This is a genomic window from Rhizobium leguminosarum bv. trifolii WSM2297 (assembly GCF_000271845.1).
Genome location: NZ_JH719393.1, coordinates 308,376 through 332,476, shown reverse-complemented (window position 1 = coordinate 332,476; position 24,101 = coordinate 308,376). Strand labels below are relative to the sequence as shown.

The following is a 24,101-nucleotide window of genomic DNA, read 5'->3' as shown; positions in this document are numbered from 1 at the left end:
AAATCGATTTAGGGGTGTGGGCGGCGCTCTATTGTTGCGCGAGGCTCTGGATCGACTCCATCGTCTGCTTGGCGTCGGCGCTGCCGCCGAAGGCCGGCGGGAAATACTGGTTGAACAGGTTTTCCACCGCCGCCCAGTTATTGGTAATCACGTAGGGTACGGAATGCGCCAGCGAGTAGTCGATGGCCTCGCCGCCATTGGTGATGTCCTTGGCCGCCACCTTGTACCAGGAGGATTGCGCCGCCGTGCGCGCCGGCAAGGCGCGACCGCCTTCGGCAAGATAGGCCAGCGCTTCGGGGCTGGTCAGCACCTGAATGGCTTTCCAGGCCGCATCCTTGTTCTTGCTTGTCGTGGAAATACCGAAACCGGAGCCTGCTGTGACAGCCGAGAGTTCGCCTTCGGCGCGCGGCAGGGTGGTGAGGCCGATCTTAAACTTCGTCTGGCCCTTCATGCCGATGATCGACCAGGGACCGTCGATATACATGGCGATGTTGCCCGAATTGAACCGGCCCTGGACGACATCACCGGGATCCGCGCCGCCCGAGGGAACCAGCGGCGCGATCTTATCCTTGGCGGCAAAGCCGATCAGCCTGTCGGCGGCGGCAACTGCGCTCGCACTGGTCAAGTCAAGCTCGCCGGCGTCGTTGACGTATTTATCACCCCAGGCCGCGGCCAGCACCGAATAGTTGGTCGGAGTCATGCCGAATCCGTATTTGCCGTCCTTCGTCAGCTTCTTGGCGGCGTCCGTGAATTCGGCAAGTGTCCAGCCCGGCTTCGGCAGCGGAATGCCGGCGGCTTCGAGGGCATCCCGGTTATAATAGATGACCCATGGACCGACGTCGTAAGGCAGGCCGTAAAGCTGCTTGTCGACGGACATGCCGCCGATGATCGAGGGGGTGAAGGCGCCGACGTCGAACTTGTCGGCCGCGATCCGGTCATTCAGAGGCTCGAGCAACGAATAGAAATTCGGCATGCGCAGCGACTGCATGGACACGATGTCGGCGAGCTGTCCCGATGCTGCCAGCACCGGCAGCCTCGTCCAGTAGTCGACCCACCCCGTCGTCGTGAGCGTCACCTTAATGTCGGGGTACTTGGCGGTCACCATGTCGGCCAGATGCTGCCAGCTCTTGGTGTCGGCTTCGGAGCCGGTCCACATCTGCCAGGTCAGGTTGACCTGCTCGGCCGATGCGGCTGTGGCAAAAAGACTGCCGCCGATTGTGGCGAGCAAAAGCGCTTTCTTCAGAACCTTCATGGGTTTCTCCTCCCTCCATGACGCAATGAACACGCGAGTGCGACCGAGTTCACGCCTTGAGGACGATCTCGATCACCGGGACGGTAACATCAGGTCGCCGGACCGGCAGTTCGAGCGTGATCATGCCTTCCGGCACCATCACGCCGATATTGGAATCCACGTCCTTCGTCTGGCTGAGCCAGCGCACTTCGCTGGCGTCATGCAGGAATTGCGCATAGGCGATCCTGTCGGCAAGGCCTTGGATATGGATGTGGCGGTAAGGCCAGTTGTAGACATGCAGGTAGAGGCGGTTGCCGCGCTGGGTGTAGCGGCAACCGGCCGGCGCCGGTAACTCGGACGGTCCGGCTCCATAGATGGAGCGGTCGTTGACGGCCATCCAGTTCTGGTAGACCTCAAGCGCATCGATGGCGCGTGCGTCGAAAGTGCCGCGGCCTGTCGGGCCGACATTCATCAAGAGGTTGCCGCCGAGCGCGACGGAATCGATCAGCAACTGGATGATCTGTTCCGGGCTCTTCCAGCTATCCTCGTCACGGTGATAGCCCCAGGAGCCACTGAAGGTGTGGCAAGCCTCCCAGAGCACGCCCTGGCTGGCGATGGCAGGCGCCACGCGCGGCGTATATTGCTCCGGCGTCGTCACGTCGGGCAGCTTGCCCGGCGGCAGATCGAGGCGATTATTGACGATGATTTCGGGCTGCAGCTCGCGCACCAGCTCAATTAGTCGCTCGCTTTCCCAGTCAGCGCGCCCCTTGCCGGGCAGGCCGCGATATTCGCGCCCGGGATAGCTGAAATCGAACCAGATGATGTCGACGCGGCCGAATCCGGTCAAAAGCTCGCGCACCTGTTCGCGCATATAGGCGGCGTATTTCGCGATATTGCGGCCGGCATTCAGCGCCTCGGCCTCCGGGTGATTACGCAAGGGATGGTGAACGTCGATCGGGAAATCCGGATGGTGCCAGTCGAGCAGTGAATAATAAAAGCCGATCTTCAGCCCCTCGGCGCGGAAGGCTTCGACCAGAGGCGTCAGCAGATCCCTGCCACAGGGCGTGCTCGGCGCCTTATAGTCGGTCACCTTGCTGTCCCAAAGGCAGAAACCTTCGTGATGCTTGGTCGTCACCACGACATATTTCATGCCAGCGAGACGCGCACGGCGAGCCCATTCCTTGGGGTCGTATAGATCGGGATCGAAATTGTCGAAATAGCGCTGGTAATGCTCATCGGTCAGCTCTTCGCGGTTCTTCAACCACTCATGCCGTGCTCCAAGCGCATAAAGGCCCCAATGGATGAACATGCCCAAGCGGTCATGACTGAACCAGGCGTGCTTACTCGTCCCCGATGCCGGATTTTCCAGCTGGCGTTCCGAACCCGTCACAGGTTTCTCCTCCCTGTTCTCCGGCCCACATCATGTCGAACCGGTTCGGTGATTGAACATCTTCCTTGATCCAGCGCCTGTCAAGTTGAAATTCTCAATTCGCAAATTCTCGGGAACCACCCAGAAATTAGGCATTTTGCCACGTTCTGTTGCAACGGCGAATAAAATCTGACAAAAGAAGGCTCTAGAACCGGTTCGATAAAGATGACGACCATAAGAGATGTCGCGCGCCTGGCGGGGGTTTCGATCTCAACCGTCTCGCTCGCGCTCAACAGCCCCAAGCGGGTCGGCGCCGAGACGCTAGACCGCATCCAGCAGGCGATAAATTCGACGGGCTACCGCATCGATCCGGTGGCCCAGACGCTGGCGCGCGGCCGCAGCTCGCTGATCGGTTTCGTGTCTGCCAATCTCGGCAACATGTTCTTCGGCGACATCCGTCGGGAGATCGAGCATCAGGCGCTCGACCACGGCTATTTCGTGCTGATCGCCGACTCCTCCGGCAGGGCCGATCTCGAACGGGCGCTGCTAGAGCGGATGGAGGCGCAGAAGATTGCCGGTATCGCGCTGGCGACAAACGGTCATGGCGAGGAATACGCAACCTTCCTGCGGGATTTCAAGACGCCGATCGTCATGTTCGACCAGAAGGTGGAAGGTGCGGAACGTGATTTTGTCGGCTCCGATAATCCGCTGACCACCACCATCCTGACGGAACATCTGCTGCAGCTCGGCCACCGGCGCATCGGCTTCATCTCCGGCCCCTCCGGCCTGCACACCGCCGATGAGCGCCTGAAGGGCTTTACGGACACGATGGCCGGCGCCGGCGTCGACATCGATCCGTCGCTGGTGGTCGAGGGCGGCTATACCAGGGCCGGCGGCCATGCACAGGCGATGCGCCTCCTGACCCGCCGCGACCGGCCGACCGCCATCATTGGCGCCAACAATATGACGGGTCTGGCTGCACTACAGGTGATGCAGGAAATGGGCTTCCGCTGCCCTGATGACGTGTCGCTGGCGATGGTCGACGACGTGCCGTGGAGCAACGTCATCACGCCCCGCATCACCATGGTCGTGCAGGATGCGAACAAGCTCGGCGAACTGGCGGCACAACGCCTGCTGGCGAGAATAGCAAGCCCCGAGAGCGCCGCCGCCCCGCCCCAGGATTTTATCCTGACGCCGAGATTCGTGCGCGGGGAGTCGACCAGGCGGCTCTGAGCGCGGCTGAACTGCGTCACCGAGGTAAAGAGCGGCCCATCGTGATCGAGGCTGTCGGCCCAGGCTTGGACGGCCCGGTAATCGAGAGTATTGCCGTCGTTCACGTCGGCCAGCGCCTCGACCGTCAAACGTCGGCGCTTCTGCGCAAGGGGCAGCGAAACATGCGCGGTCGGCGCCCTGGCTTCCATAGAAAACCTCCTCATCATTCTTCCGATCATAACGATAAACTCTACTGTTATTCAACTACAGCGGCCCGGCGGGCAGTAACAGGCAATGGACAAGTAACTTCGATCCATTGAAAGTCGGAGCAATTTGTCATACATGTGTGATGAATCGAGATTCGGTGCCGCCGGTATGGGCGGTGTTAGGATCAAAGCCGATGCGGGGGTCGAGGCGTTATGCAGGTGAAGGATCGCGGCAGAGGCTCCGGGTCGCTGGTCGCACAGGTCGGCGAAAGTCTTCGGCAAGCCATCTTGAGCGGCCAGTATTCAGTCGGCGACAAGCTTCCGAGCGAACATGAACTGACCGAAACGCATAGCGTCAGCCGAACCGTGGTGCGCGAGGCCGTGGCAGCTCTTCGTTCCGATGGCCTGGTCGAGGTGCGCCAGGGCGCGGGGATTTTCGTCATCGGCGCCGACCCAGCGCTGTCCGGCCGGAAGGTCGACAAGGCCCGCGTCGCCTCCGATCTGGAAGTGCTCGAAATCCGCACACCTGTCGAAATCGAGGCGGCGGGACTTGCCGCCTTGCGCCGCTCGCCGGCACAGGAGGAAGCGATCTTCGAATGCCACCGGAAAATCCTGCAATGCATCGAGACTGATCAATCGATCCGCGAAGCGGATCTCGAGCTTCATGTCGCGATCGCCGAGGCGACGAACAACCCGCTGTTCAAGCACTTCCTGGAATCGCAAGGCTCGGCGATCATCCCGCAATCGAGGCTCGTCCCGGAAACGAGGACGGCCGAGCAGACCGCTTACCGAAAGCTGATCCACAGGGAACACGAAACGATCGTCATGGCCATCTCGGACAGGGACGATCAGGCTGCACGCAGCGCCATGCGCGACCATCTGGTCGGCAGCCAGGCGAGATACCGGAACCTGCTGAAGGATCTGCGAAGCTTTACCGGCTGAGGCAGTCGAGAAGCGCTGCCAACGCTATAAGTTTTCAGAAATCGCGAGCCAACCCACCTGCGAACACGAGCGTCAGCGAGCGGTTTTCCCGGCTGGCTCGCGTAGGCGACGTTATGGCAAAGGACTTGCATAGAACGTATCGGCGTGATGCTTGAACGGGATTGGACAGGTTGTTTTACCCGTCTGCGGCTGAAAGCTAATTGAAAGCTTGGACGTCTTAGGAAGAGGCAGCATCGTGGAGGAGACACGGTCAAGGTGGCGAGACGACGATGCAGCACACCACTAGGAGGAGATACCAATGCGTTCTTCACGCAGCCTTTTTCACACCGTCGCATTTTCCGCGCTTTTCGCTGCAGCATCATTTGCTGCGAGCGCCGCTAACGCAGCCGACAAGATTACCATCATGGTCGGCGGCTATGAGAAGCAGATCTATCTGCCCGCCAAGCTCGCCGAATCCCTCGGTTACTTCAAGGACGAGGGCCTTGATGTCGAGCTGCTGAACGAAGCTGCCGGCGTCGATGCCGAAAACCAGCTGCTGGCCGGCGCCGTTCAGGGTGTCGTCGGCTTCTACGATCACTGTGTAGACCTGCAGGCCAAGGGCAAGTTCGTCGAATCCATCGTCCAGTTCAGCCAGGCGCCGGGCGAAGTCGAGATGGTCTCGAGCAAACACCCCGAGATCAAGTCGCCGGCCGACTTCAAGGGCAAGACCCTCGGCGTTACTGGTCTCGGTTCGTCCACGAACTTCCTGACCCTCTTCATGGCCTCGAAGGCCGGTCTGAAGCCCGGCGACGTCGTCACCGTTCCGGTCGGCGCCGGCGGCACTTTCATCGCCGCCATGCAGCAGGATCAGATCCAAGCCGGCATGACGACCGAGCCGACGATCTCGCGCTTGGTCAAAACAGGCGAGGCGAGCGTGCTCGTCGATATGCGTACGGTCGAGTCGACCCGCCAGGCGCTCGGCGGCACCTACCCGGCCGCCTCGCTCTACATGGAAGCCTCCTGGGTCGACGCCCACAAGGAGGAGGCGCAGAAGCTCGCCAACGCCTTCGTCAAGACGTTGAAGTATATCAACACGCATTCTGCCGCCGAGATCGCGGACAAGATGCCGAAGGATTTCTACGTCGGCGACAAGGACGGCTACATCAAGGCTCTCGACGCGGGCAAGGGCATGTTCACGCCCGATGGCGTCATGCCCGAAGACGGCCCGAAGACCGTGCTTGCCGTGCTCTCGGAGTTCTCCAAGAACGTCAAAGGCAAGCAGATCGACCTCTCCAAGACCTACACGACTGAGTTCGTCAAGAACGTCAAGTAAGTCAGTCGCGCCGCTCCCGGCTCCCAAGCGGGAGCGGCCACCGTTCGATCATGGGCATTGCGTGCGCGCCCTCAAAGCACGCCTCAGGTACACCATGCAACAGGACACCAAGCAGATCCCGGCGATCGAGCTGATCAATGTCAGCCGCCGCTTTGTCTCGCCGACCGGCAAATCCCTGACTGCGCTTCGCGATTTCAACATGACGGTCGCCCGCGGCGAGTTCGTCGCCGTTGTCGGTCCCACCGGCTGCGGCAAGTCGACGACGCTCAACCTTGTGACGGGGCTCGCACGGCCGAGCGCGGGCGAAGTCCGGCTGATGGGCGGGCCGATCACCGGCATCGACCCGCGTGTCGGCTTCGCATTCCAGACCGACGCGCTGTTTCCCTGGAAGAACGTGATCGACAACGTCATGGCCGGTCCACTGTTCCGCGGCAAGTCCCGCACCGAGGCGGAAAAGTTGGCGCGCGACTGGCTGGCCCGCGTCGGCCTGTCGAAGTTTCTGCATCACTATCCCCATCAGCTTTCGGGCGGCATGCGCAAGCGCGTTTCACTGGCGCAGACCTTCATCAACGAGCCTGAGATCCTGCTGATGGACGAGCCCTTTTCGGCGCTCGACGTGCAGACCCGCACGGTCATGCACGAGGAACTGCTGAAGCTGTGGGCCGAGCGCAAGGCCTCGGTGGTGTTCGTCACCCACGATCTCGAAGAGGCCGTGGCCCTTGCCGACAAGGTCTATGTGCTGACCGCCGGCCCTGCGACGGTCAAGTCGGTCTACCCGATCGATCTTCCCCGCCCCCGGGTGGTGTCGGAAATCCGCTACGAGCAGAGCTTTATCGACTACTGCAAGACGATCTGGGAAGACCTGCGCGAAGAGGTCCAGACCAGCTACCGCCGCGCAAGCGAAGCGGCCTGACGGGAGGATATCATGGCAGACACCACTTTCGAGGCCGCTTCGGCCACGCTGTTTCGTCCGGGCACATCAGATGCCGAGATCGAAGCCTCCGCACTGAAGGCGATACGCCGGCGCAACACACTCGTGCGCTTCTGGCAGATCGCCATCCTGGTCTTCGTCATCGGCATGTGGGAGCTCTCCTCCAACATGCAGTGGATCGACCCGTTCTTCTATTCAAGCCCGAGCGGCGTTATCGAGCGGCTCTATGAATGGGCGACCGAGGGCACCACCGAAGGGTCGCTCTGGTATAATCTCTGGGTGACGATGGAAGAGGCGCTGATCGGCTTCTTCGCAGGCTCGATCACCGGCGTCTTCGTCGGCATCGGCCTTGGCCGCAACCGCTTCTTGTCGGATATCTTTTCCGTCTACATCAAGGCGATCAACTCGATCCCCCGCGTGGTCCTTGCCCCGATCTTCATCATGATCATGGGTCTCGGCCTGCCGTCCAAGGTCGCCCTCGCCTTCATCATGGTGTTCTTCGTCGTCTTTGCCAACGCCTTCCAGGGCGTGCGCGAAGCCGACCGCAACATGATCGCCAATGCCCGCATCCTCGGCGCCTCCGACTGGCAGGTGACCCGCACGGTGGTTATCCCCTCGGCGATGAGCTGGATCTTCGCCAGCCTGCACGTCTCTTTCGGCTTTGCGATCATCGGCGCGATCGTCGGCGAATTCGTCGGCGCCCGCTTCGGCATCGGCCAGCTGATCTCGATTGCGAAGGGCACGTTCGACGCAGCCGGCATGTTCGCGGCAATCCTCCTCGTGATGGTCGTCACGCTTATCGCCGAATACATCATGACGCTGATCGAGAACCGCCTGGCGAAGTGGCGGCCGCAGCAGCACCTCGATACACAGTAATCAGATCGATCTTCCTCCCAAGGCAGATCGAAGCGAAGGCCGGGCGCGACGTCCGGCCTTCTTCATCTCATTGCACGTCAGGCATGGGCAAGCGGAAGCCACACGGTAACCACGAGACCGCCGCCGTTCGCATCTTCAAGCGAGACCGAACCTCCGGCGCCTTCCGCGACCTCCCGAACGATCGCAAGACCCAAGCCGCTTCCCTCGGCTTCGGTTCCCATGATCCGGTAGAACCGTTCGAAAACCTGTTCGCGCTCCCCTTCGGGAATACCCGGCCCGTTATCCTCGACGGTGATGACGGCCCTGCCGTCGGCCTGCCCGACTGCGACGGTCACCCGGCCATCGGCGCGGGTATAGCGGATGGCGTTGTCTATGAGGTTGACCAGCATCTCGCGCAGCATCGTTCCGTCGCCCTCGACAAAAACGGGTCGGGACACTTCCAGCCCGAGATCGATATTGCGCCTCAGCGCCTCCTCGGCATGCGCTTCCAAAATCTCGCGGGCAGCCTTGCTGAGGTCGGTCGCATCGCTGCGAGGACGCCGGCTTCCGGGTTCGGCCCGCGACAAGGTCAGGAGCTGGCTGGCGAGACGCGAAATCTGCCGCGTGCTGGTTCGAAGGGCGGAAAGCGCCTCGTCGCGGCGAACCGCATCACCTTCGCGGGCCGCCACGCTTGCCTGCGTCGAAATCAGCGCGAGCGGCGTTCGAAGCTGATGGGCGGCATTCGATACGAACCGTCGCTGCGCGGCCATCTGGTTCTGGACACGCTCCATGTAATCGTTGAGCGCATGAACGAGCGGCTGCAATTCGCTCTGCACCATCTCGGGCGGCAGCGGATCGAGACGGTTGCGGCCGCGCTGGCGCACGGCGTCCCGCAGTCTGAGAGCCGGCGCCAGGCCGCGTTGAAGCCCGAGGATGGTCACCAGGCTTGCGACGAAGACAAGCATGAACTGCTTCGAAAAATCCGAAAGCCACAGCTGCCTTCGCATGGCGTACTGGCTGTTATGGGTCACGGCGACTGTCACCGAGATAGTGCCGTCGTCAGGAAGGCCGACGACGGGATGGTCGAGCATCAGGACGCGCACGGCGGCGCCATGGAATACGCGGTCCTCCCCTGCGCGCTGGACGGTCGGCAAGGGCAAGTCGGGAAAGCCGCTCACCAGACTGCCCCAGGCGGTGATCACCTGGTAGGAAACCCGGTCGCCGAAGCCTGTATCGAACATCTCCAGCGCAGCCGGCGGCACGTCCAACTGAACATTGCCGCCCTCGTCGACGCGGACTGCCTCGGCGATGACGCGGGCCGAAGCCAGAAGCGTTCGGTCCGTCACCAGCTTTGCCGTCGCATCCGCCGTCCAGAAGCTGTCGTAAAGATTGAAGCCGATGGCGCCGAGCAGGGTCAGCAGCACCCAGCAGAGCAGTTGTACTCTTAGGCTCCGGCTGAGCCGCGCGATTGTCGCGCCGGCCTTTGTGACAACGCTATTCGACATGTCTAAGGAGATAACCGAGCCCGCGCAACGTCGCAATCTGAACCGAACTGTTCTCGAGCTTCTTTCGCAGCCTGTGGACATAGATTTCGATGGCGCTCGGATCCGCCTCGTCGTCGAAACCGAACACGCTTTCGGAAAGGGCGGCCTTCGAGACCGTGTTACCCAGCTTCATGACGAGCTGTTCAAGGACAGCATATTCTCGCGGCGTCAGCTGCAGCAGCTCGTCCGCGACGAAAAACTGCCGTGTCCCGCCGGAAAAACGCAGGTTGCCGACGGTGATCTCTGAGGATGCACGATCCTGTCCGCGTCGCACCACAGCGCGGATTCTCGCTTCGAGCTCGGCAATTTCGAAGGGCTTGGCGAGATAGTCGTCGGCGCCGCTGTCGAGCCCGGCCACACGGCCGTCCAGGCTTGCATTCGCGGTCAGGATAATCACCGGAAGCTTGTTTCCGGACTGCCTCAGCCGCTTCAAAAGCGTCAAGCCGTCAAGCTTGGGCAGCGCAAGGTCGAGGATCATTGCCGAATACTCGGCGACCTTGAGCATATGCTCGGCGTCCTCGCCGTCATGGGCGATATCGATAGCATATTGCGCCTGTCGCAGGGCTTTGCCCAGCCAGGCCGCCAGATCCTTGTTGTCCTCCACCACAAGCAGTCTCATCCATCCCCCTTAGCACGGGCTGACGGTCTGGCGGAAGCGTCACAGGGGGCGACCGATGAGCACCCGCCTAGCGCGCTCGGCCTCGGCTTCGACGGCGATGGCTGCGACGTCTCGGCCTCCGGTAGCCATCGCCTCCGTCCCCCAGATTTCGATCTGCGTCAGCGCCGGAAAGGGCGAGCTGTCTTCCGCCTTGATCAGGCCGTGCAGCTCTACCCACTCGACGATACATGGCTCTATCGAAAAGCTCTGGGCGGCGCCTGATTTCACCAGCGGAAAAGCGGAGGTCCTGCCATTCGAAAAGGTGACGCTTGCCTTTTCCCACCAGGAATCATGCGGAAAATCCGCCCGGAGATAAAAGACGATCTCATCGATCCGGACCGGCCGGCCGAATTCCACCGTCAGCGCGGCTTGAGGATCGCGATTGATGCCCCAGCTCGTATAGGGCCAGAAGCCGTGATTGTCGTTGGCCTTTTCACCATCGATGGCGTTGCGCGCCGCGAAAGCCGCCTCGCCGCGGGTTTCCACATTGGCCCGCACATGCGGAAAGAGCGTGCGGTTGGCATGATCGTCCCAAGGGTTCAGAGCGAGATTGCGCCTTTGAGCGATCTCCCCGGGCCGAGCACATCTTGCTGAAAGCCGGTGGATATCGCCCTTGAAGGCGTTCGGCGAATAGGACTTTCGCCTGTCGCTGAAGGGCACGGCAAGCGAGTAGGCACCTTCCCTCATGTAGGCGAGGGCGGGATGGACCGCGTTGTCCAGCGCGAGGAAGACATGCCCCGGCTCGGAAGCCTCAACGATGACGCAGTCACCCTCGCTATAGCTCTGTCGATAGACCAGAAACGTCTCGTCCTGCCCTGTCGAGTTCGCCAGCAAGAACCCATCGGCATCCACGATCTTCAGCGTCAATTCCATGCTCGCTCTCCTCAGACGATCCGCAACGAAAGGCGCTTGCCGACAAGCGGCACGCGCAGACGGAAGAGTTTTTCGGGCCAGGCCGATCTCAGCCTAGTGTCATCTACCTCGATCTCGTCGATTTCGATTTTCCCGGCGCCATCGACGACGATGCTGCCGAGATCGGCGAGATCGATCCCCTCGGGTGTTATGGTCGGCGCGACGCACGTCATTAGCGACAAAACCGCCGGTCTGTCTCCGTCGAGGGTATCGACGATCTCGACATGGCGACCCCGTTGCAGGGAGACAGCGCGCCTGTAGCTGCGCACGTTCGCTTCCGGGGGATAGGCGCTCGCTATATCGAGAGAGATGCGCGCCTCGCTGTCGCCAAATTCGACTTCGACATCGCGTGCGCCGTAGGCTTCGCCGGCGGACTGCATGACGCCTTCGAAGGTGGGTAGGTTGTGATAGGCCGATTGCATCGTCCATATCTCGTAGCGCCGCGGCGAAAAGGTCTTGGCCGTATAGGTTTCGACGCCGACGTCGATCAGGAAGGGACGGCCGTTCTTGTAGAGCGTGACGCTGCCGACATCGTTGTGATTGTGGCCCTCGCCGTTGTTGCCGGCCTTGACCGCGAGGGAAAACTGCCCATCGCGGGCGATGAACAGGCCGATGCCGGGATAAAAGATATCCCGCCCGGATGCCGGCCGCAGTTCCGCGGCAGGGATCATATGACCGGCCAGCAGCTCCTGCACGCGGTACCAGAGGTTCCATTCGCCGGGCAGATGCGGGGTCTCGGCAGTCGCCCGGTCGGCTGCGGCGAACGCCGCCAGCATCTCGGAACCAACAGCCTTGCCGAACAGGTATTCCCGTGCGCTGCAAGGCTCGACCACCGCGGAGGAATCCGCAAAGTTGAAATAATGGCGGCCGGCGACATGCATGTTGGCGATGTATTCGGCCATATTGCGGATCTTCGGCTGCTGCCAGATCCCGTCGAACAGGCCGGGCGCCACGCTATCGAGTACGGTCAGTGCGCCGTTCAGGCAGAGTGCGGCATGGCGATAATAGACCACGCCCTCCTCGCAGGCCCCGTCTTCGGCATAATCCTTGAGGAAAGCATCGAGACTGCCGAGCGCTTTTTCGACGACGGCGCGGCGCGTCGGCTGATCCGTCTTCAGCGAGAAGGCCGTCAACAGGATGTTCTGGGTTATCCAGGCCGTCCAGTTGTTCATCCGCTCTTTACCATTGCCCATCCACCAGAAATGCCGGCCGAGATAGGGCGTCAGGATGCGGGCTTCGATCTCGCGTTTCACACGCGCCGCAACCTCCGGGCTGATGCCGTCGACCGCGTCGCCAAGGAGAGCGACGATCGTCGCCAGAAGGGCCGCCGTTTCGGCGGCGAAGAGATCGACAACCGGCTGCGAAGTATCGGGAAGCGGCAAACGCGGGCCGCCGCGCCCGTAGGCATTATGCGCAGGAAGCTGCCAGCCGCTCTCCTCGGCAATCAGGAAGATGCCGTCGACAATCCCAGGCAGGAACCGCCCAGCCGCTTCGACGAGTTCGCCCAACACCAGATCATTGAGCATCCGCCGGCGCGTGAAATATAGCGCCTCGAAGCGCGAGCGGTTGCCGGTCTGCGTGTACTCCCGGTAATCGGCGGCGGTGATGAGAGGCCAGGCGCGCGCAAAAGTGGCTTCGGCATCGCGCACGACCACATCCCGCACCGCCTGCGGCACCGCATTCCATCTCTCGCGATCGAAGTAGGTAGATCCCGGCGTGAAATCGCTGAGGACGTCCGGCAACTCCCCTGAAATCTCGCTGAACATGTCCCTCCCCGCATTGGAAAATGCCTCGACGGCGCATCGACCTGATGCTCACCTATCATATGTTTCTGGCGTTCGCCATAAAATTTGTATGATCTATTCAGAACTTGTTTGACCAATAACGGAGATGTGCTATGTCCGTTGGCAGGAGGTAGAACAGGCGGCGCCCACCCGCCCAAACGGCTCTGGGTTTAAGCTAGAGAATCCCGACGGCCGCCAGCCGCAGAATGCCCGCCCAGGAGGAAGCATCGGTGTCCATATCGAATTCGGTCATCGCTAGGGATAGCGCTCCGGCAGTTTCACGCCGGAAGATCACCGTCCTGTCCAAGCGCCAGCGCAAGATCCGCAATGCGCTTGTCGCCTATTCGTTCATCGCGCCGAATTTCCTCGGTTTCGCGGTCTTCACGCTCGGCCCGATCCTGTTCGCCTTCGCACTTGCCTTCATGCATTGGGACGGCTCGAATGCGATCACATTCGCTGGCCTCGACAATTTCTGGCGGCTCTTCGACGACAAGGCCTTCATCGCGGCGTTCTGGAACACGGTCATCTATACGGTCGCCTCGGTGCCGGCGACGCTGCTTTGCGCACTCGGCCTCGCCGTTCTTCTCAACCAGAAGATCCTGGGACGGAATTTCTTCCGCACGGCGATGTTCTTTCCCTATGTCGCCTCGCTGGTGGCCGTCGCCGTCGTCTGGAACATGATCTTCAATCCCGAGATGGGACCGGTGAACATGATCCTCTACACGTTCGGTCTCGACCCCAAAAACATGCCGGGATGGGCGGCCGATCGCCACTGGGCGATGGTCACGGTGATCCTCTTCGGCATCTGGAAGAACATGGGTTATTACATGGTCATCTATCTGGCCGGCCTGCAGGGGATCAATGCGGAACTCTATGAGGCGGCCGATCTCGACGGCGCCAATTCCTGGCAGAAATTCATCCATGTCACCGTGCCGCAGCTCGGGCCGACGACCTTCTTCGTGACCGTCATGCTGACGATCCAATCCTTCAAGGTGTTCGATCAGATCTTCATGATCACCCAGGGCGGCCCCGGCACTTCGACGCTGGTCCTCGTCTATCACATCTATAACGAGGCCTTCATTTCCTGGGATCTCGGCTATTCCAGCATGGTTTCGCTGGTGCTGTTCTTCCTCGTGCTCGCCGTCACGGTCTTCCAGTTCCGCCGCCAGAGGGAGGACGAGGCATGAGGATCGCCGGACGCAAAGTGACGACCGGGACGATCGCGATTTATGCCATCGTCATCGCCGTCACGCTCATCATGCTGATGCCATTCGCCTGGATGCTCTCGGCATCGCTGAAGCTCAGCCGCGACGTCTTCGCCTTTCCGATCGAGTGGATACCGGCCGAGCCGCAATGGCAGAACTACGTGGATATCTGGACGAAGATCCCGCTCGCCCTCTTCATCTACAATACGTCGAAACTGACGATCATCGTCACGCTGCTGCAGCTTCTGACCTCCAGCTTTGCCGCCTACGCCTTCGCGAAGCTGAATTTCCCTTACAAAAATACGCTGTTCCTCGGCTATATCGCCACCATCGCCATGCCCTGGCAGGTTTATATGGTGCCGCAGTTCCTGCTGATGCGCGAATTCGGCCTGAACAACACGCATCTGGCACTGATCTGCCTGCAGGCCTTCACCGCCTTCGGCGTCTTCCTGATGCGGCAGTTCTACATGTCGATCCCGACCGAGCTTTGCGAGGCGGCCCGCATCGACGGCATGAACGAGTATCAGATCTGGGCGCGCATCATGCTGCCGCTGTCGAAGCCCGCGCTCTCGACACTGACGATCTTCACCTTCGTCACCACCTGGAACGATTTTCTCGGGCCGATGATCTATCTCACCAAGACCGAGCTGAAGACCGTGCAGATCGGCCTGCGCATGTTCATCTCGCAATATTCGGCCGAATACGGGCTGATCATGGCGGCTTCCGTCGTCGCGCTCATTCCGGTCCTCATCGTCTTCCTTGTTCTGCAGCGCTTCTTCGTCGAGGGCATCGCCTCGACCGGATTGAAGGGTTAAGCCATGAACGCCGTTTCCTCCGTTGCCCCCCAGCCGATTACCGACGAGGAAGTGAACACCGCGCTCGATATTGCCGTCGAGCAGGTCAGGCGCAATCTGCCTGAGTTCACCCATGCCTCGCAAAACCATTCGAGCGTCAAGAATTTCTATCCCCCCGTGGCGAACGACCAGTGGACCGCGGGCTTCTGGCCGGGCGAGCTGTGGCTCGCATTCGAACACAGCGGCGACGCGGCTTTCCGGGAGGCGGCACAGATCCAGGTGCAATCGTTCCTGCATCGGATCGTCAATCGCATCGAAACCGATCATCACGATATGGGGTTTCTCTATTCGCCCTCCTGCATCGCCGCCTGGAAGCTCGTTGGCGACGAGGATGGCCGCAGAGCCGCTATCCTGGCCGCCGACCAGTTGATCGAGCGTTTCCAGCCGATCGGCCAGTTCATCCAGGCCTGGGGCCGCAAGGGCAAGGCGGAAGAATACCGCTACATCATCGATTGCCTGCTGAACCTGCCGCTGCTCTACTGGGCAAGCCGTGAGACCGGCGATCCGAAATACCGTGAAATCGCGCTTATCCACGCCCGCACGACGCTTGCCAACTCGGTGCGGCCGGATGATTCCACCTATCACACCTTCTACATGGACCCGGTGACCGGCGCTCCGGTGCGCGGCGCCACCAAACAGGGCTACAGGGACGACAGCGCCTGGGCGCGTGGACAGGCCTGGGCAATCTCCGGCATGGCGCTCTCCTATCGTTACGAGCGGATCGAGGAATATCGCCAGACCTTCGAGCGGCTGCTTGCCTTCTATCTCAACCGGCTGCCGGCCGACATGGTGCCCTATTGGGATCTGGTCTTTTCCGACGGCGACGGCGAGCCGCGCGACAGTTCGTCGGCGTCGATCACCGCCTGCGGCCTGCTTGAAATGGCCGAACTCGTCGAAGTCGAACAAGCTGAGCGTTACCGCACGCTGGCGCGCCGCATGATCAAGAGCCTGGCCGACCACTATGCGGTCAAGGATCCCACTGTTTCCAACGGTCTGGTGCTGCATGCCACCTATTCGAAGAAATCGCCGTTCAACACCTGCCGCGGCGAGGGCGTCGATGAATGCGTCTCCTGGGGAGACTATTATTACATGGAAGCTTTGACGCGCCTTTCGCGTCGCTGGTCTTCCTATTGGTGACCTCAGGAGAACCCGATGGCCAGCATTTCGCTTAAAGAGCTGAACAAATCCTACGGCGCGCTCACCGTCGTCCACGATATCGACCTTGAGATCGCCGATAAGGAATTCATCATCCTGGTCGGCCCCTCCGGCTGCGGAAAATCGACGACGCTCAGGATGATTGCCGGTCTCGAGGAAATCTCCGGCGGCGAGCTCAAGATCGGCGGCGATGTCATGAACGATGTCCCCTCCAAGGATCGGGATATCGCCATGGTCTTCCAGAACTATGCGCTCTATCCGCATATGACCGTCTACAAGAACATGGCCTTCGGCCTGCAGCTCAGAAAGGTGTCGCGTGACTTCATCGATGCCCAGGTGCAGGATGCTGCCAAGATCCTCGACATCACCCATCTCTTGAACCGCAAGCCGAAGGCGCTTTCGGGCGGCCAGCGCCAGCGCGTCGCGCTCGGCCGTGCCATGGTTCGCAATCCGGCCGTCTTCCTTCTCGACGAGCCGCTTTCCAATCTCGATGCCAAGCTGCGCGGCACGATGCGCAGCGAAATCACCAAGCTGCATAAGCGCCTCAACGCCACCTTCATCTACGTCACCCATGACCAGGTGGAGGCCATGACCATGGCGGACCGGATCGTCGTCATGAAGGACGGCCACATCCAGCAGGTCGATACGCCGCAGAACCTCTACGACCGCCCCGTCAACATGTTCGTCGCCGGCTTCATCGGCGCGCCGCAGATGAACATGCTGCCATCGACCATTCACCGCCGCGGCGACGGCTACGTCGCCGTCTTCGACGGCCGGGAGCTGCCGCTGCCCGATCATTTCGACAAGAGCAGGATCGCACCCTATGAGGGGCGCGAACTGGTGCTCGGCATCCGTCCGGAGAATTTCCACGAACTGCCGCCGGCCGACATCCCACCCGAGAACCTGGCGCCGCTGAAGGCGGTGGTAGAGCTTGCCGAACCGATGGGCTCGGAAGTGCATCTGAACATGGTGGCCGGCGGGCGCAATCTCATCGCCCGTGTGTCGCCGCGCTTCCGGCCCGATATCGGCGAGGAAGCGACGCTCACCGCCGACATGAGCAATGCGCAGTTGTTCGACAAGGAAACGGAACGCTCGATTCTATACTGAGCGCCTGGGGAAACGACCATGCAGTGGTTGCGGGACATGTGGACGAAGGAGGGGCCGGGCATCGCAAAGGATGCGCCTGCAAAGACCGGCCTTGCCCTGTTTACCGAGATCCTCGTCCGCGAATGGTGGGAGATGGTCAAGCTCAACATCCTGTTCATCCTGGCTTCGCTCTTCGTCGTGACGTTGCCGGCAGCACTCGTCGCCATGGCCCGCGTCTCCGTGGAATTGGTGGAAGATCGCAACACCTATCTGCTGCGCGATTTCACGGAAGGCTTTCTCCGCTATTTCTGGCGCGCCACTGCTTGGGGCCTGGCGCTGGCGGGAGCGCTCGCCATCTGTATCCAGGCGATCCTGACCTATGCCGCCGGCGCGCGGGACAATTTGATGTTCGCCGCACCACTGACGATCGCCCTTGTCGCCACCGCTTTCGTCGCCGTGCTCGCCTGCCACCTCGTCGTTCTAATGATGATGCGCGACCTGCCGGCACTGCGGCTCCTCCGCCTGGCTGCGCTCGCATCGCTTGCCCGCCCGCTCCCGGCGCTTGCTGCACTTGCCTTCAACGCCGGGCTGTGGCTGGCGCACATTCTCTTCTATCCGGTGTCGGCGTTCATGCCGGCAACCTTCAATTTTTCACTCGGAATGTTCGCCGTCGCATTCGGCGTCCATCGGGCAGCGGTCATGGTTCTGGACCTGCCGCCGCACCGTAAACCGCATGCACGAAGCGCTTCATAAAATAACTGATCCAGGGAAGGAGAACAGGAATGTATCTGGATAAATTCGGGAGGACGGTGAAACTTGCCGTGGCGGGTTTCACGCTGGCAGCAACGACGGCCGGCGCAGCACTTGCCCAAGACGCCGTGACGCTCAAATGGGCTTTGTGGGACTGGGACAAAACAGCCTATTACAAGCCGCTGATCGAGGCCTATCAGGCCAAGCATCCGAACGTGAAGTTCGAGCCGATGGACCTCGGCTCGCAGGACTATCAGCAGATGATTTCGACACAGCTGACCGGCGGCTCGAAAGACATCGACATCGTCACCGTCAAGGACGTGCCGGGCTATACCAATCTGGTGCGCGCCGGCAATATCGCCGATCTGAGCGGCTTTGTGAAGGATCAGAAGATCGACCCGGCGCCCTATGGCGGCCTGATCGAGGAACTGACCATCGACGGCAAGATCTATTCCCTGCCGTTCCGCTCCGACTTCTGGATCGTCTATTACAACAAGGACATCTTCGATAAATCAGGCGTCCCCTACCCCACCAATGACATGACCTGGGCGCAATTCGACGCAACCGCCGAGAAGCTCACGGGCGGCATGGGTACCAACAAGACCTATGGCGCGCTGCTGCATACCTGGCGGTCGACCGTCCAGCTGCCCGGCATCCTCGATGGAAAACACACGCTCGTCGATGGCGACTATGCCTTCCTCAAGCCTTGGTACGAGCGGGCGCTCACCCTGCAGAAGGATGGCGCCATTCCCTCCTATGCCTTCCTGAAAACGTCGAACACGCATTATTCGGCGCTGTTCTTCAATGGCACGATCGGGATGCTGCCGATGGGCACCTGGTTCGTCGGCACTCAGATCGCCAAGGTGAAATCGGGTGAATCGAAGAGCAAGAACTGGGGCATCGTGAAATTCCCGCATCCGGACGGCGTTGCAGCCGGCACGACGGCTGCGCAGATCTCGGGCCTCGCCGTCAACGCCAATTCCGAGCACAAAGATGCTGCCCTCGACTTCATCAAGTTCGTCACCGGTCCGGAGGGCGCTGCCGTCATCGCATCGACCGGCACCTTCCCGGCGCTCAAGACGGCTGATGTCAGCGCAAAGATCGCGGCAACACCCGGCTTCCCTGCAGACGCGGCCAGCAAGGAGGCGCTGACACCGTCGAAGGCCTATCTGGAAATGGCGGTCAATCCGAACGCCGCCAAGATCGAGGTCGTGCTCAACCGCGTCCATGACGCGATGATGACCGACAACACCTCAATCGACGACGGATTGAAGGAAATGACCGAAGGCGTGAATGCCATCAAGTAAGCCTCACAAGATGCCGGTGGCCGCGGACCAGCATCTGGCCCGCGGCCAATCTGTTTTGAGAAATTTCGAGCTGACGATGATCTATGATCCCGCAAGGGCCAATCCGCTTTTCGGCAATCCCCTGAAGACACGCGACGACCTCGCCAAGGCTGTCATCGACCTCTTCGAGCCACTGCTGCCATATTTTTCCGAAGGCGGCGCCCGCGTGCGCCTTGGTGCCACCGGCGCGATCTTCGACAGGGCGGCTGCGGACCTGGAGGGATTTGCGCGACCGCTCTGGGGCATCGTTCCGCTTGCCGCCGGCGGGGGCCATTTCCCGCATTGGGATCTCTACCGGCGCGGGCTCGCAAATGGCACCAATCCCACTCATCCCGAATATTGGGGCGATCTCGCCGACCGCAACCAGCGGCTCGTCGAGCTTGCCGCCGTCGGCTTCGCGCTGGCGCTGGTGCCTGAACACATCTGGGAGCCTTTGAGCGATAGCGACAGGAAGACGGTCGCCACCTATCTTGTCGCGGCGCGGGACCTGGAATTTATCGACAACAACTGGAAATTCTTCCGCGTCCTTATCGATCTCGGGCTGGAGCGCGTGGGTGTGGCGTTCGACCACAGGAAAACCCTCGCCTATCTCGATGAGTTGGAAGCTTTCGATCTCGGCGAAGGCTGGTATCGCGATGGGCCGGTGCGGCGGGTCGACCATTACATTCCCTTCGCCATGCATTTCTACGGCCTGATCCATACCGTGCTGGCGCACGGCGATGAGGCACGCAAGGACCGCTTCCGCAACCGCGCCCGGATCTTCGCCAGGGATATCCGCCATTGGTTCGGTCCCGATGGCGCTGCCCTTGCCTTCGGCCGCAGCCAGACCTACCGCTTTGCGGCCGGCGGCTTTTGGGGCGCGCTTGCCTTTGCCGGCGTCGAGGCGCTGCCCTGGCCTGAGATCAAGGGCTATTACATGCGTCATATCCGCTGGTGGTCGCCGATGCCGATTGCCGAGCGCGACGGCATTCTCTCCATCGGCTACTGCTATCCGAACCTCTTGATGAGCGAGAGCTACAATTCGCCCGGATCGCCCTATTGGGCGCTGAAATTCTTCCTGCCGCTCGCTCTTTCAGAGGATCATCCCTTCTGGGCCGCGGAGGAAGCGCCGCAGCCGGAATTCCCGGAGCCGGTTGCCTTGAAACCGGCGGGTATGGTCGCCATGCACACACCGGGAAATGTCGTCGTGCTCTCCTCCGGCCAGCAGCACGACAAGATGCGCGGCGCCAACGAGAAATATTCGAAATTCGTCTACTCCACCCGCTACGCCTTCAACATCGAAGCCGACGACCGGAATTTTACCGCCGCAAGCTTCGACGGCATGCTCGGCCTCTCCGACGACGGCAGCCACTTCCGCATGCGCGAAATCCTCGAAGAGGCGCTGATAGCAGGCGACCAGCTCTATTCGCGCTGGCGCCCCTGGAACGATGTCGTCATCGAAACCTGGCTGCTTCCCGCCAATCCCTGGCACATCCGCATCCACCGCATCGCCACGCCGCGCGCCCTCAGCACCATCGAGGGCGGCTTTGCGATCGCACGCGCCGATTTCAATGCCGATCGATCCGAACAGGGCGAGGGCCGGGCCGTCTGGTACGGACAGGCGGATGTCAGCGCGATCATCGACTTATCGCCCAATCCGAGAACCGGCCATGCGATGAGCCCGATCCCGAACGTCAACCTCATCCACGCCAAGACCCTGCTGCCGCAGCTGCGCGGCGAAATCGGCCCAGGAACCACGGTGCTCGTCACCGCGGCGATGGCTCTGCCCAGCCGCGAGAACTGGCCAGAGGCGCTCGCCAATCCGCCGGCTTGCCCGGAGCTTCAGCAGGTCGAGCGGCATTTCCGTGACAGAGGCGTGCGTGTGCCAGCCTTTGCTCTCTGATGGAGCTGACCAAGCCGCAGATAAAGCACGGCCTTGTTTCAATGCGGTGCATATAGGCCTTCAGATCAAATGGTCGGCGCTCGATCATTCCAGAACCTCTGCCATCTCATGCGCGGCGCGCGCATCCGATTGTAAGATCGATGCATCAACCGATATCGAGAGGTCAATTCGACCCTCAAAGGCCATGGCCGGAAAATGAAGAGCGGCCAAACCGGCAGAACATCATAATATTTTTGGATTACTTAAAATAACTATATTTATTTCTTCCGAACGCAGACCATCATAACTCATTCAATGCCAATATTATTGACTGAGATCCAGCTGAACATGGTGATATACTCCGCTTTCATTTGAAGATCATGAGAGGAGGAGAATGCAATGCCGACCATAATGATCTGTCACGATGTCAAAGACCCGAAACACTGGCTCGCCTCACCTGTTCGCAAGCAGGTATTGGAGCCCGTTGGCGTCACGAATATTCGCACCTTTACAGACCCTCAAACGTCCAACCGTGTTGGTTTGGTCATGGACGTGGCAGACATGGAAAAGTTGATGGCCTTCATGCAGACCAAGGCCGCGGCTGATGCCATGGCGACTGACGGCGTCTTGCCCGAGACCATGAGGTTCCTGGTTCAATCGTAATACACATTTCGACCAGACTCGGAAATGCAACGCGGGAGGATAACATGACGACGTTATTCGTGAGGCACGAGGTCTCCGACTATACCAGCTGGCGCAAGATATATGATGCGTTTCATCAAGTGCAAAAGGCCAATGGAGTTACGGCGGAAGCCGTCTACCGGGCTACCGACAATCCGAACGACATTACTGTTACACACGAATTTGCCACGCTGGAAGCGGCTCAAGCCTTCAGCAAGCTGGAAGAGCTGAAGGCGGCAATGAGCAAGGGAGGCGTGCTCGGCACTCCGACCGTCTGGTTTGCCAATAAAACATGAAATAGGCCAACGCCCCCGGTGGTGCGTTCGACGCGCCGGTCGCCATTACCAGCCAACGAGGTGCTAGCGGCCGTTGCCGATGTCGCGCAGGAGATCCAGGCCGCGCTGGTATTTTTCCGTGTTCTTGCCGGCTTGTTCGGCCTGACGGAGATTATCTTCGAGGTCGGCCTGTTTGACCGGTAGGGCCAGCGGGTTTGATGCCGCACGTCTGACAAAGTCGTCGTCGGCCTCGTCGGTCCGCCGTGTCAAAGCATCCACCGCGGAGATAATCGCCGGAGGAAAGCCTTCCTCCCTCAGCCTGTCGAGCGTCCACCCGTTTCCCTTCTCGGCAACGTCATGAAGGTATGCCACCGTTCGTGTCTCGTCGCCGGAAACGAGAAGTGCGACCCGCTGGCAGTGCTCGAAGTACGGCCGGTCGGTCTGATCAGCCTGCCCTTCATGTGCGTCCAGAGCGATCTGGATGGCGTGGTCAAGATGCTGCATAAGATTACGGCCCTTCGGTCGTCCTGATCTTCCGCTGGGACGGTTTTTCGCCTGTCGTTATCTCGATATCAGGCACAGCCTTCGCGCCCTGGCGAAGACTTTCTGCCGGTCGCCGATCGAGATCATCGCTCTCGCCGGCGGCTTGAAGCAGTGCCGCATCATCCCTGTCGTCTTCATCGAGCAGGTCCTGCAGCGTCTCGTGCTCATCCTCGCCTGCCAGTTCATCGCAGGCTTGCAGCCAATGGCGCTGGTCCGCGCCATCCGGACGGCCCTCAGCCTCCCAGATTTCGTAGGCACGGCGACGGATCTGCTCGTGCTTGTCTATAGCCATGATCACCTCCAAGCAGATTTGAATGAGCCGGTCAGGGCGTATTGATGGTTGGAAGAAAATCCTCCACCAGTTTACGCTTATCCTTTGAAAGCGTCTCCACCCGTTCCTTCCAGAACCGTTCGGCTTCCGGCGGATCCTCTTCCCATTGGCGGACACTGGTAATGTTGTCGTCAATTTTGGACCGGCGGCGGCCGCCGAGGCTGAGATATTCCTTCGCAAGCTTCAGGCTTGGGGTTTCGGTGTCGCTGCCGTCGCCGATGACCGCGCTGACGTTGCGGCGGGCATTCTCAAATGTCCTTAGACGATCCTTCTCGGTCTGCTGCGTGTCGGCGGAGCGTGCGTCGTCAGTGCCGCTATCGGGCACAGTGGATTTGGACGTCATACCGGTCCTCCCTTCATTCATGCAAAAGATGTTGCTATCCGATAACCCTCGCCGATAGCGAGAGTTCCAACCTGTCGCAATGATTTGAGCGGAGCACCGCTTTAGGCGAGGATCGAGCCGAGCACTGGCCGGCGATCCCAGCCATCAATGAACGGCCATACTCATCATCCGATAGGGGTGCACGGCTTCGAACTGCGAGACCATCGCCGTTGCCTGCAGCAACACCCGCTCGGCATTCTCAAGATCGTCACGGGCGAGTTCGTCGGCGTTGAAACGAAGCGCTTCCGCCAAGTTGTTGGAAAGTTCTGCAAAATGCATATCGCCTTCGACAAGGGCCTCACGTGCCGTGTCTTCCAGCGTTCGAGCGATATCGACGAAGATTTCCTCGCGTTCCTCAATGCTAAGATCTTTGATTATACTGGTCATCTCTTCCATGTCGCGCACTCCAAAAGACGTGGGCCAAAAGACTTGGGGCCAAAAACTTGGGGTTGAAGACGTAAGGTGGTTACCGAGTTCATCCCGTCGTCTTTATTTCGAACGCGGGAGCCGATCTTCGGTTCCCTGGAGGGGCGAGACTGTGACGCCTCAGTGTCGACATCGCTCGCCGCGCGATCGACACGCCCGCACGCCGGATCGGAAGGCTCAGACGTCGTCAGGTCGCAGGAGCGACTGCTCCTCCCCGGCGCGCGCTGGCCTTCGTCAACTCAGCAGGAAT

At 60.6% G+C, this 24,101-nt stretch carries 24 protein-coding genes and 2 pseudogenes; 14 read left to right on the top strand and 12 right to left on the bottom strand.

Annotated features, from left to right (window positions below):
- Positions 1-28: 28 nt before the first annotated feature.
- Positions 29-1,252 carry an ABC transporter substrate-binding protein gene (locus RLEG4DRAFT_RS05380; protein WP_003575881.1) on the bottom strand — a complete coding sequence of 408 codons (1,224 nt, stop codon included), beginning with the start codon at positions 1,250-1,252 and terminating at the stop codon, positions 29-31.
- A gap of 49 nt (positions 1,253-1,301) precedes the next feature.
- Complete coding sequence (locus RLEG4DRAFT_RS05375) at positions 1,302-2,621, bottom strand: alpha-L-fucosidase (protein ID WP_003575880.1); 1,320 nt, start codon at positions 2,619-2,621, stop codon at positions 1,302-1,304.
- A 204-nt stretch (positions 2,622-2,825) separates the two neighbouring features.
- Between RLEG4DRAFT_RS05375 and RLEG4DRAFT_RS05370 the strand changes: the two genes are divergently transcribed.
- Positions 2,826-3,833: a LacI family DNA-binding transcriptional regulator gene (locus RLEG4DRAFT_RS05370; protein WP_003575877.1), complete on the top strand. Its 1,008-nt coding sequence runs from the start codon at positions 2,826-2,828 to the stop codon at positions 3,831-3,833.
- 29 nt (positions 3,834-3,862) lie between these two features.
- On the opposite strand, the pseudogene RLEG4DRAFT_RS59860 reads toward RLEG4DRAFT_RS05370, so the two are convergent.
- A pseudogene (locus RLEG4DRAFT_RS59860) lies at positions 3,863-4,021 on the bottom strand (CopG family transcriptional regulator); the annotation flags it as partial.
- A 210-nt stretch (positions 4,022-4,231) separates the two neighbouring features.
- Between RLEG4DRAFT_RS59860 and RLEG4DRAFT_RS05365 the strand changes: the two are divergent.
- From RLEG4DRAFT_RS05365 to RLEG4DRAFT_RS05350, 4 genes are all read left to right on the top strand, one after another.
- Positions 4,232-4,960 carry a FadR/GntR family transcriptional regulator gene (locus RLEG4DRAFT_RS05365; protein WP_003575874.1) on the top strand — a complete coding sequence of 243 codons (729 nt, stop codon included), beginning with the start codon at positions 4,232-4,234 and terminating at the stop codon, positions 4,958-4,960.
- Between the two features lie 298 nt (positions 4,961-5,258).
- Complete coding sequence (locus RLEG4DRAFT_RS05360; RefSeq protein WP_003575871.1) at positions 5,259-6,272, top strand: ABC transporter substrate-binding protein; 1,014 nt, start codon at positions 5,259-5,261, stop codon at positions 6,270-6,272.
- Positions 6,273-6,366: 94 nt separating this feature from the next.
- The gene (locus tag RLEG4DRAFT_RS05355; protein ID WP_003575870.1) at positions 6,367-7,185 is read left to right on the top strand and encodes an ABC transporter ATP-binding protein; all 819 of its coding nucleotides are present in this window, start codon (positions 6,367-6,369) and stop codon (positions 7,183-7,185) included.
- A 12-nt stretch (positions 7,186-7,197) separates the two neighbouring features.
- Positions 7,198-8,079 carry an ABC transporter permease gene (locus RLEG4DRAFT_RS05350; protein WP_003575869.1) on the top strand — a complete coding sequence of 294 codons (882 nt, stop codon included), beginning with the start codon at positions 7,198-7,200 and terminating at the stop codon, positions 8,077-8,079.
- A gap of 77 nt (positions 8,080-8,156) precedes the next feature.
- Here RLEG4DRAFT_RS05350 and RLEG4DRAFT_RS05345 read toward each other — a convergent pair whose 3' ends face one another.
- The 4 genes from RLEG4DRAFT_RS05345 to RLEG4DRAFT_RS05330 are packed head-to-tail and all read right to left on the bottom strand — an operon-like array spanning position 8,157 to position 12,938.
- Positions 8,157-9,563 carry a sensor histidine kinase gene (locus tag RLEG4DRAFT_RS05345; protein ID WP_003575867.1) on the bottom strand — a complete coding sequence of 469 codons (1,407 nt, stop codon included), beginning with the start codon at positions 9,561-9,563 and terminating at the stop codon, positions 8,157-8,159.
- On the bottom strand, positions 9,553-10,221 hold the full coding sequence (locus RLEG4DRAFT_RS05340) for a response regulator (protein WP_003575865.1): 669 nt from the start codon (positions 10,219-10,221) through the stop codon (positions 9,553-9,555). The genes RLEG4DRAFT_RS05345 and RLEG4DRAFT_RS05340 overlap by 11 nt, the downstream gene beginning before the upstream one ends.
- 39 nt (positions 10,222-10,260) lie before the next feature.
- Positions 10,261-11,133 carry a hypothetical protein gene (locus tag RLEG4DRAFT_RS05335; protein WP_003575863.1) on the bottom strand — a complete coding sequence of 291 codons (873 nt, stop codon included), beginning with the start codon at positions 11,131-11,133 and terminating at the stop codon, positions 10,261-10,263.
- Between the two features lie 11 nt (positions 11,134-11,144).
- Positions 11,145-12,938, bottom strand: a complete 1,794-nt coding sequence (locus RLEG4DRAFT_RS05330; protein WP_003575861.1) for a heparinase II/III domain-containing protein — start codon at positions 12,936-12,938, stop codon at positions 11,145-11,147.
- 224 nt (positions 12,939-13,162) lie between these two features.
- Here RLEG4DRAFT_RS05330 and RLEG4DRAFT_RS05325 point away from each other — a divergent pair, with 224 nt between their 5' ends.
- The 7 genes from RLEG4DRAFT_RS05325 (at position 13,163) to RLEG4DRAFT_RS05295 (ending at position 21,234) form a co-directional block, all read left to right on the top strand.
- Positions 13,163-14,143 (top strand): carbohydrate ABC transporter permease, encoded by a 981-nt coding sequence (locus RLEG4DRAFT_RS05325; RefSeq protein WP_245277931.1) that lies wholly within the window; start codon positions 13,163-13,165, stop codon positions 14,141-14,143.
- The gene (locus RLEG4DRAFT_RS05320) at positions 14,140-14,976 is read left to right on the top strand and encodes a carbohydrate ABC transporter permease (RefSeq protein ID WP_003575857.1); all 837 of its coding nucleotides are present in this window, start codon (positions 14,140-14,142) and stop codon (positions 14,974-14,976) included. Before RLEG4DRAFT_RS05325 ends, RLEG4DRAFT_RS05320 begins: the two co-directional genes overlap by 4 nt.
- 3 nt (positions 14,977-14,979) lie before the next feature.
- Positions 14,980-16,152 carry a glycoside hydrolase family 88 protein gene (locus RLEG4DRAFT_RS05315; protein ID WP_003575854.1) on the top strand — a complete coding sequence of 391 codons (1,173 nt, stop codon included), beginning with the start codon at positions 14,980-14,982 and terminating at the stop codon, positions 16,150-16,152.
- A 15-nt stretch (positions 16,153-16,167) separates the two neighbouring features.
- The gene (locus tag RLEG4DRAFT_RS05310) at positions 16,168-17,277 is read left to right on the top strand and encodes an ABC transporter ATP-binding protein (RefSeq protein WP_003575852.1); all 1,110 of its coding nucleotides are present in this window, start codon (positions 16,168-16,170) and stop codon (positions 17,275-17,277) included.
- A gap of 18 nt (positions 17,278-17,295) precedes the next feature.
- Positions 17,296-18,009, top strand: coding sequence for a YesL family protein (locus RLEG4DRAFT_RS05305; RefSeq protein WP_003575851.1), 714 nt, complete (start codon positions 17,296-17,298; stop codon positions 18,007-18,009).
- 29 nt (positions 18,010-18,038) lie between these two features.
- The gene (locus RLEG4DRAFT_RS05300; protein WP_003575849.1) at positions 18,039-19,313 is read left to right on the top strand and encodes an ABC transporter substrate-binding protein; all 1,275 of its coding nucleotides are present in this window, start codon (positions 18,039-18,041) and stop codon (positions 19,311-19,313) included.
- A gap of 76 nt (positions 19,314-19,389) precedes the next feature.
- A complete protein-coding gene (locus RLEG4DRAFT_RS05295; protein WP_037093441.1) occupies positions 19,390-21,234 on the top strand; it encodes a DUF2264 domain-containing protein in 1,845 nt (614 codons plus the stop codon).
- A 7-nt stretch (positions 21,235-21,241) separates the two neighbouring features.
- Here RLEG4DRAFT_RS05295 and RLEG4DRAFT_RS42370 read toward each other — a convergent pair.
- A pseudogene (locus RLEG4DRAFT_RS42370) lies at positions 21,242-21,322 on the bottom strand (HIT family protein); the annotation flags it as partial.
- Between the two features lie 290 nt (positions 21,323-21,612).
- Here RLEG4DRAFT_RS42370 and RLEG4DRAFT_RS05290 point away from each other — a divergent pair.
- On the top strand, positions 21,613-21,876 hold the full coding sequence (locus RLEG4DRAFT_RS05290) for a hypothetical protein (RefSeq protein ID WP_003575844.1): 264 nt from the start codon (positions 21,613-21,615) through the stop codon (positions 21,874-21,876).
- A gap of 44 nt (positions 21,877-21,920) precedes the next feature.
- A complete protein-coding gene (locus tag RLEG4DRAFT_RS05285) occupies positions 21,921-22,190 on the top strand; it encodes an antibiotic biosynthesis monooxygenase (protein WP_003575842.1) in 270 nt (89 codons plus the stop codon).
- 63 nt (positions 22,191-22,253) lie between these two features.
- Here the strand turns inward: RLEG4DRAFT_RS05285 and RLEG4DRAFT_RS05280 are convergent, their stop codons facing one another.
- The 4 genes from RLEG4DRAFT_RS05280 to RLEG4DRAFT_RS05265 all read right to left on the bottom strand — a co-directional run bounded on the left by RLEG4DRAFT_RS05280 (position 22,254) and on the right by RLEG4DRAFT_RS05265 (position 23,821).
- The gene (locus RLEG4DRAFT_RS05280; RefSeq protein ID WP_003575840.1) at positions 22,254-22,673 is read right to left on the bottom strand and encodes an HD domain-containing protein; all 420 of its coding nucleotides are present in this window, start codon (positions 22,671-22,673) and stop codon (positions 22,254-22,256) included.
- Positions 22,674-22,677: 4 nt separating this feature from the next.
- Positions 22,678-23,004, bottom strand: coding sequence for a DUF2934 domain-containing protein (locus tag RLEG4DRAFT_RS05275; protein WP_003575839.1), 327 nt, complete (start codon positions 23,002-23,004; stop codon positions 22,678-22,680).
- A gap of 31 nt (positions 23,005-23,035) precedes the next feature.
- Entirely contained in the window at positions 23,036-23,386 is a 351-nt protein-coding gene (locus tag RLEG4DRAFT_RS05270) for a hypothetical protein (RefSeq protein ID WP_003575837.1), read from the bottom strand.
- Between the two features lie 144 nt (positions 23,387-23,530).
- Entirely contained in the window at positions 23,531-23,821 is a 291-nt protein-coding gene (locus tag RLEG4DRAFT_RS05265) for a hypothetical protein (protein WP_003575835.1), read from the bottom strand.
- Between the last annotated feature and the right edge of the window lie 280 nt (positions 23,822-24,101).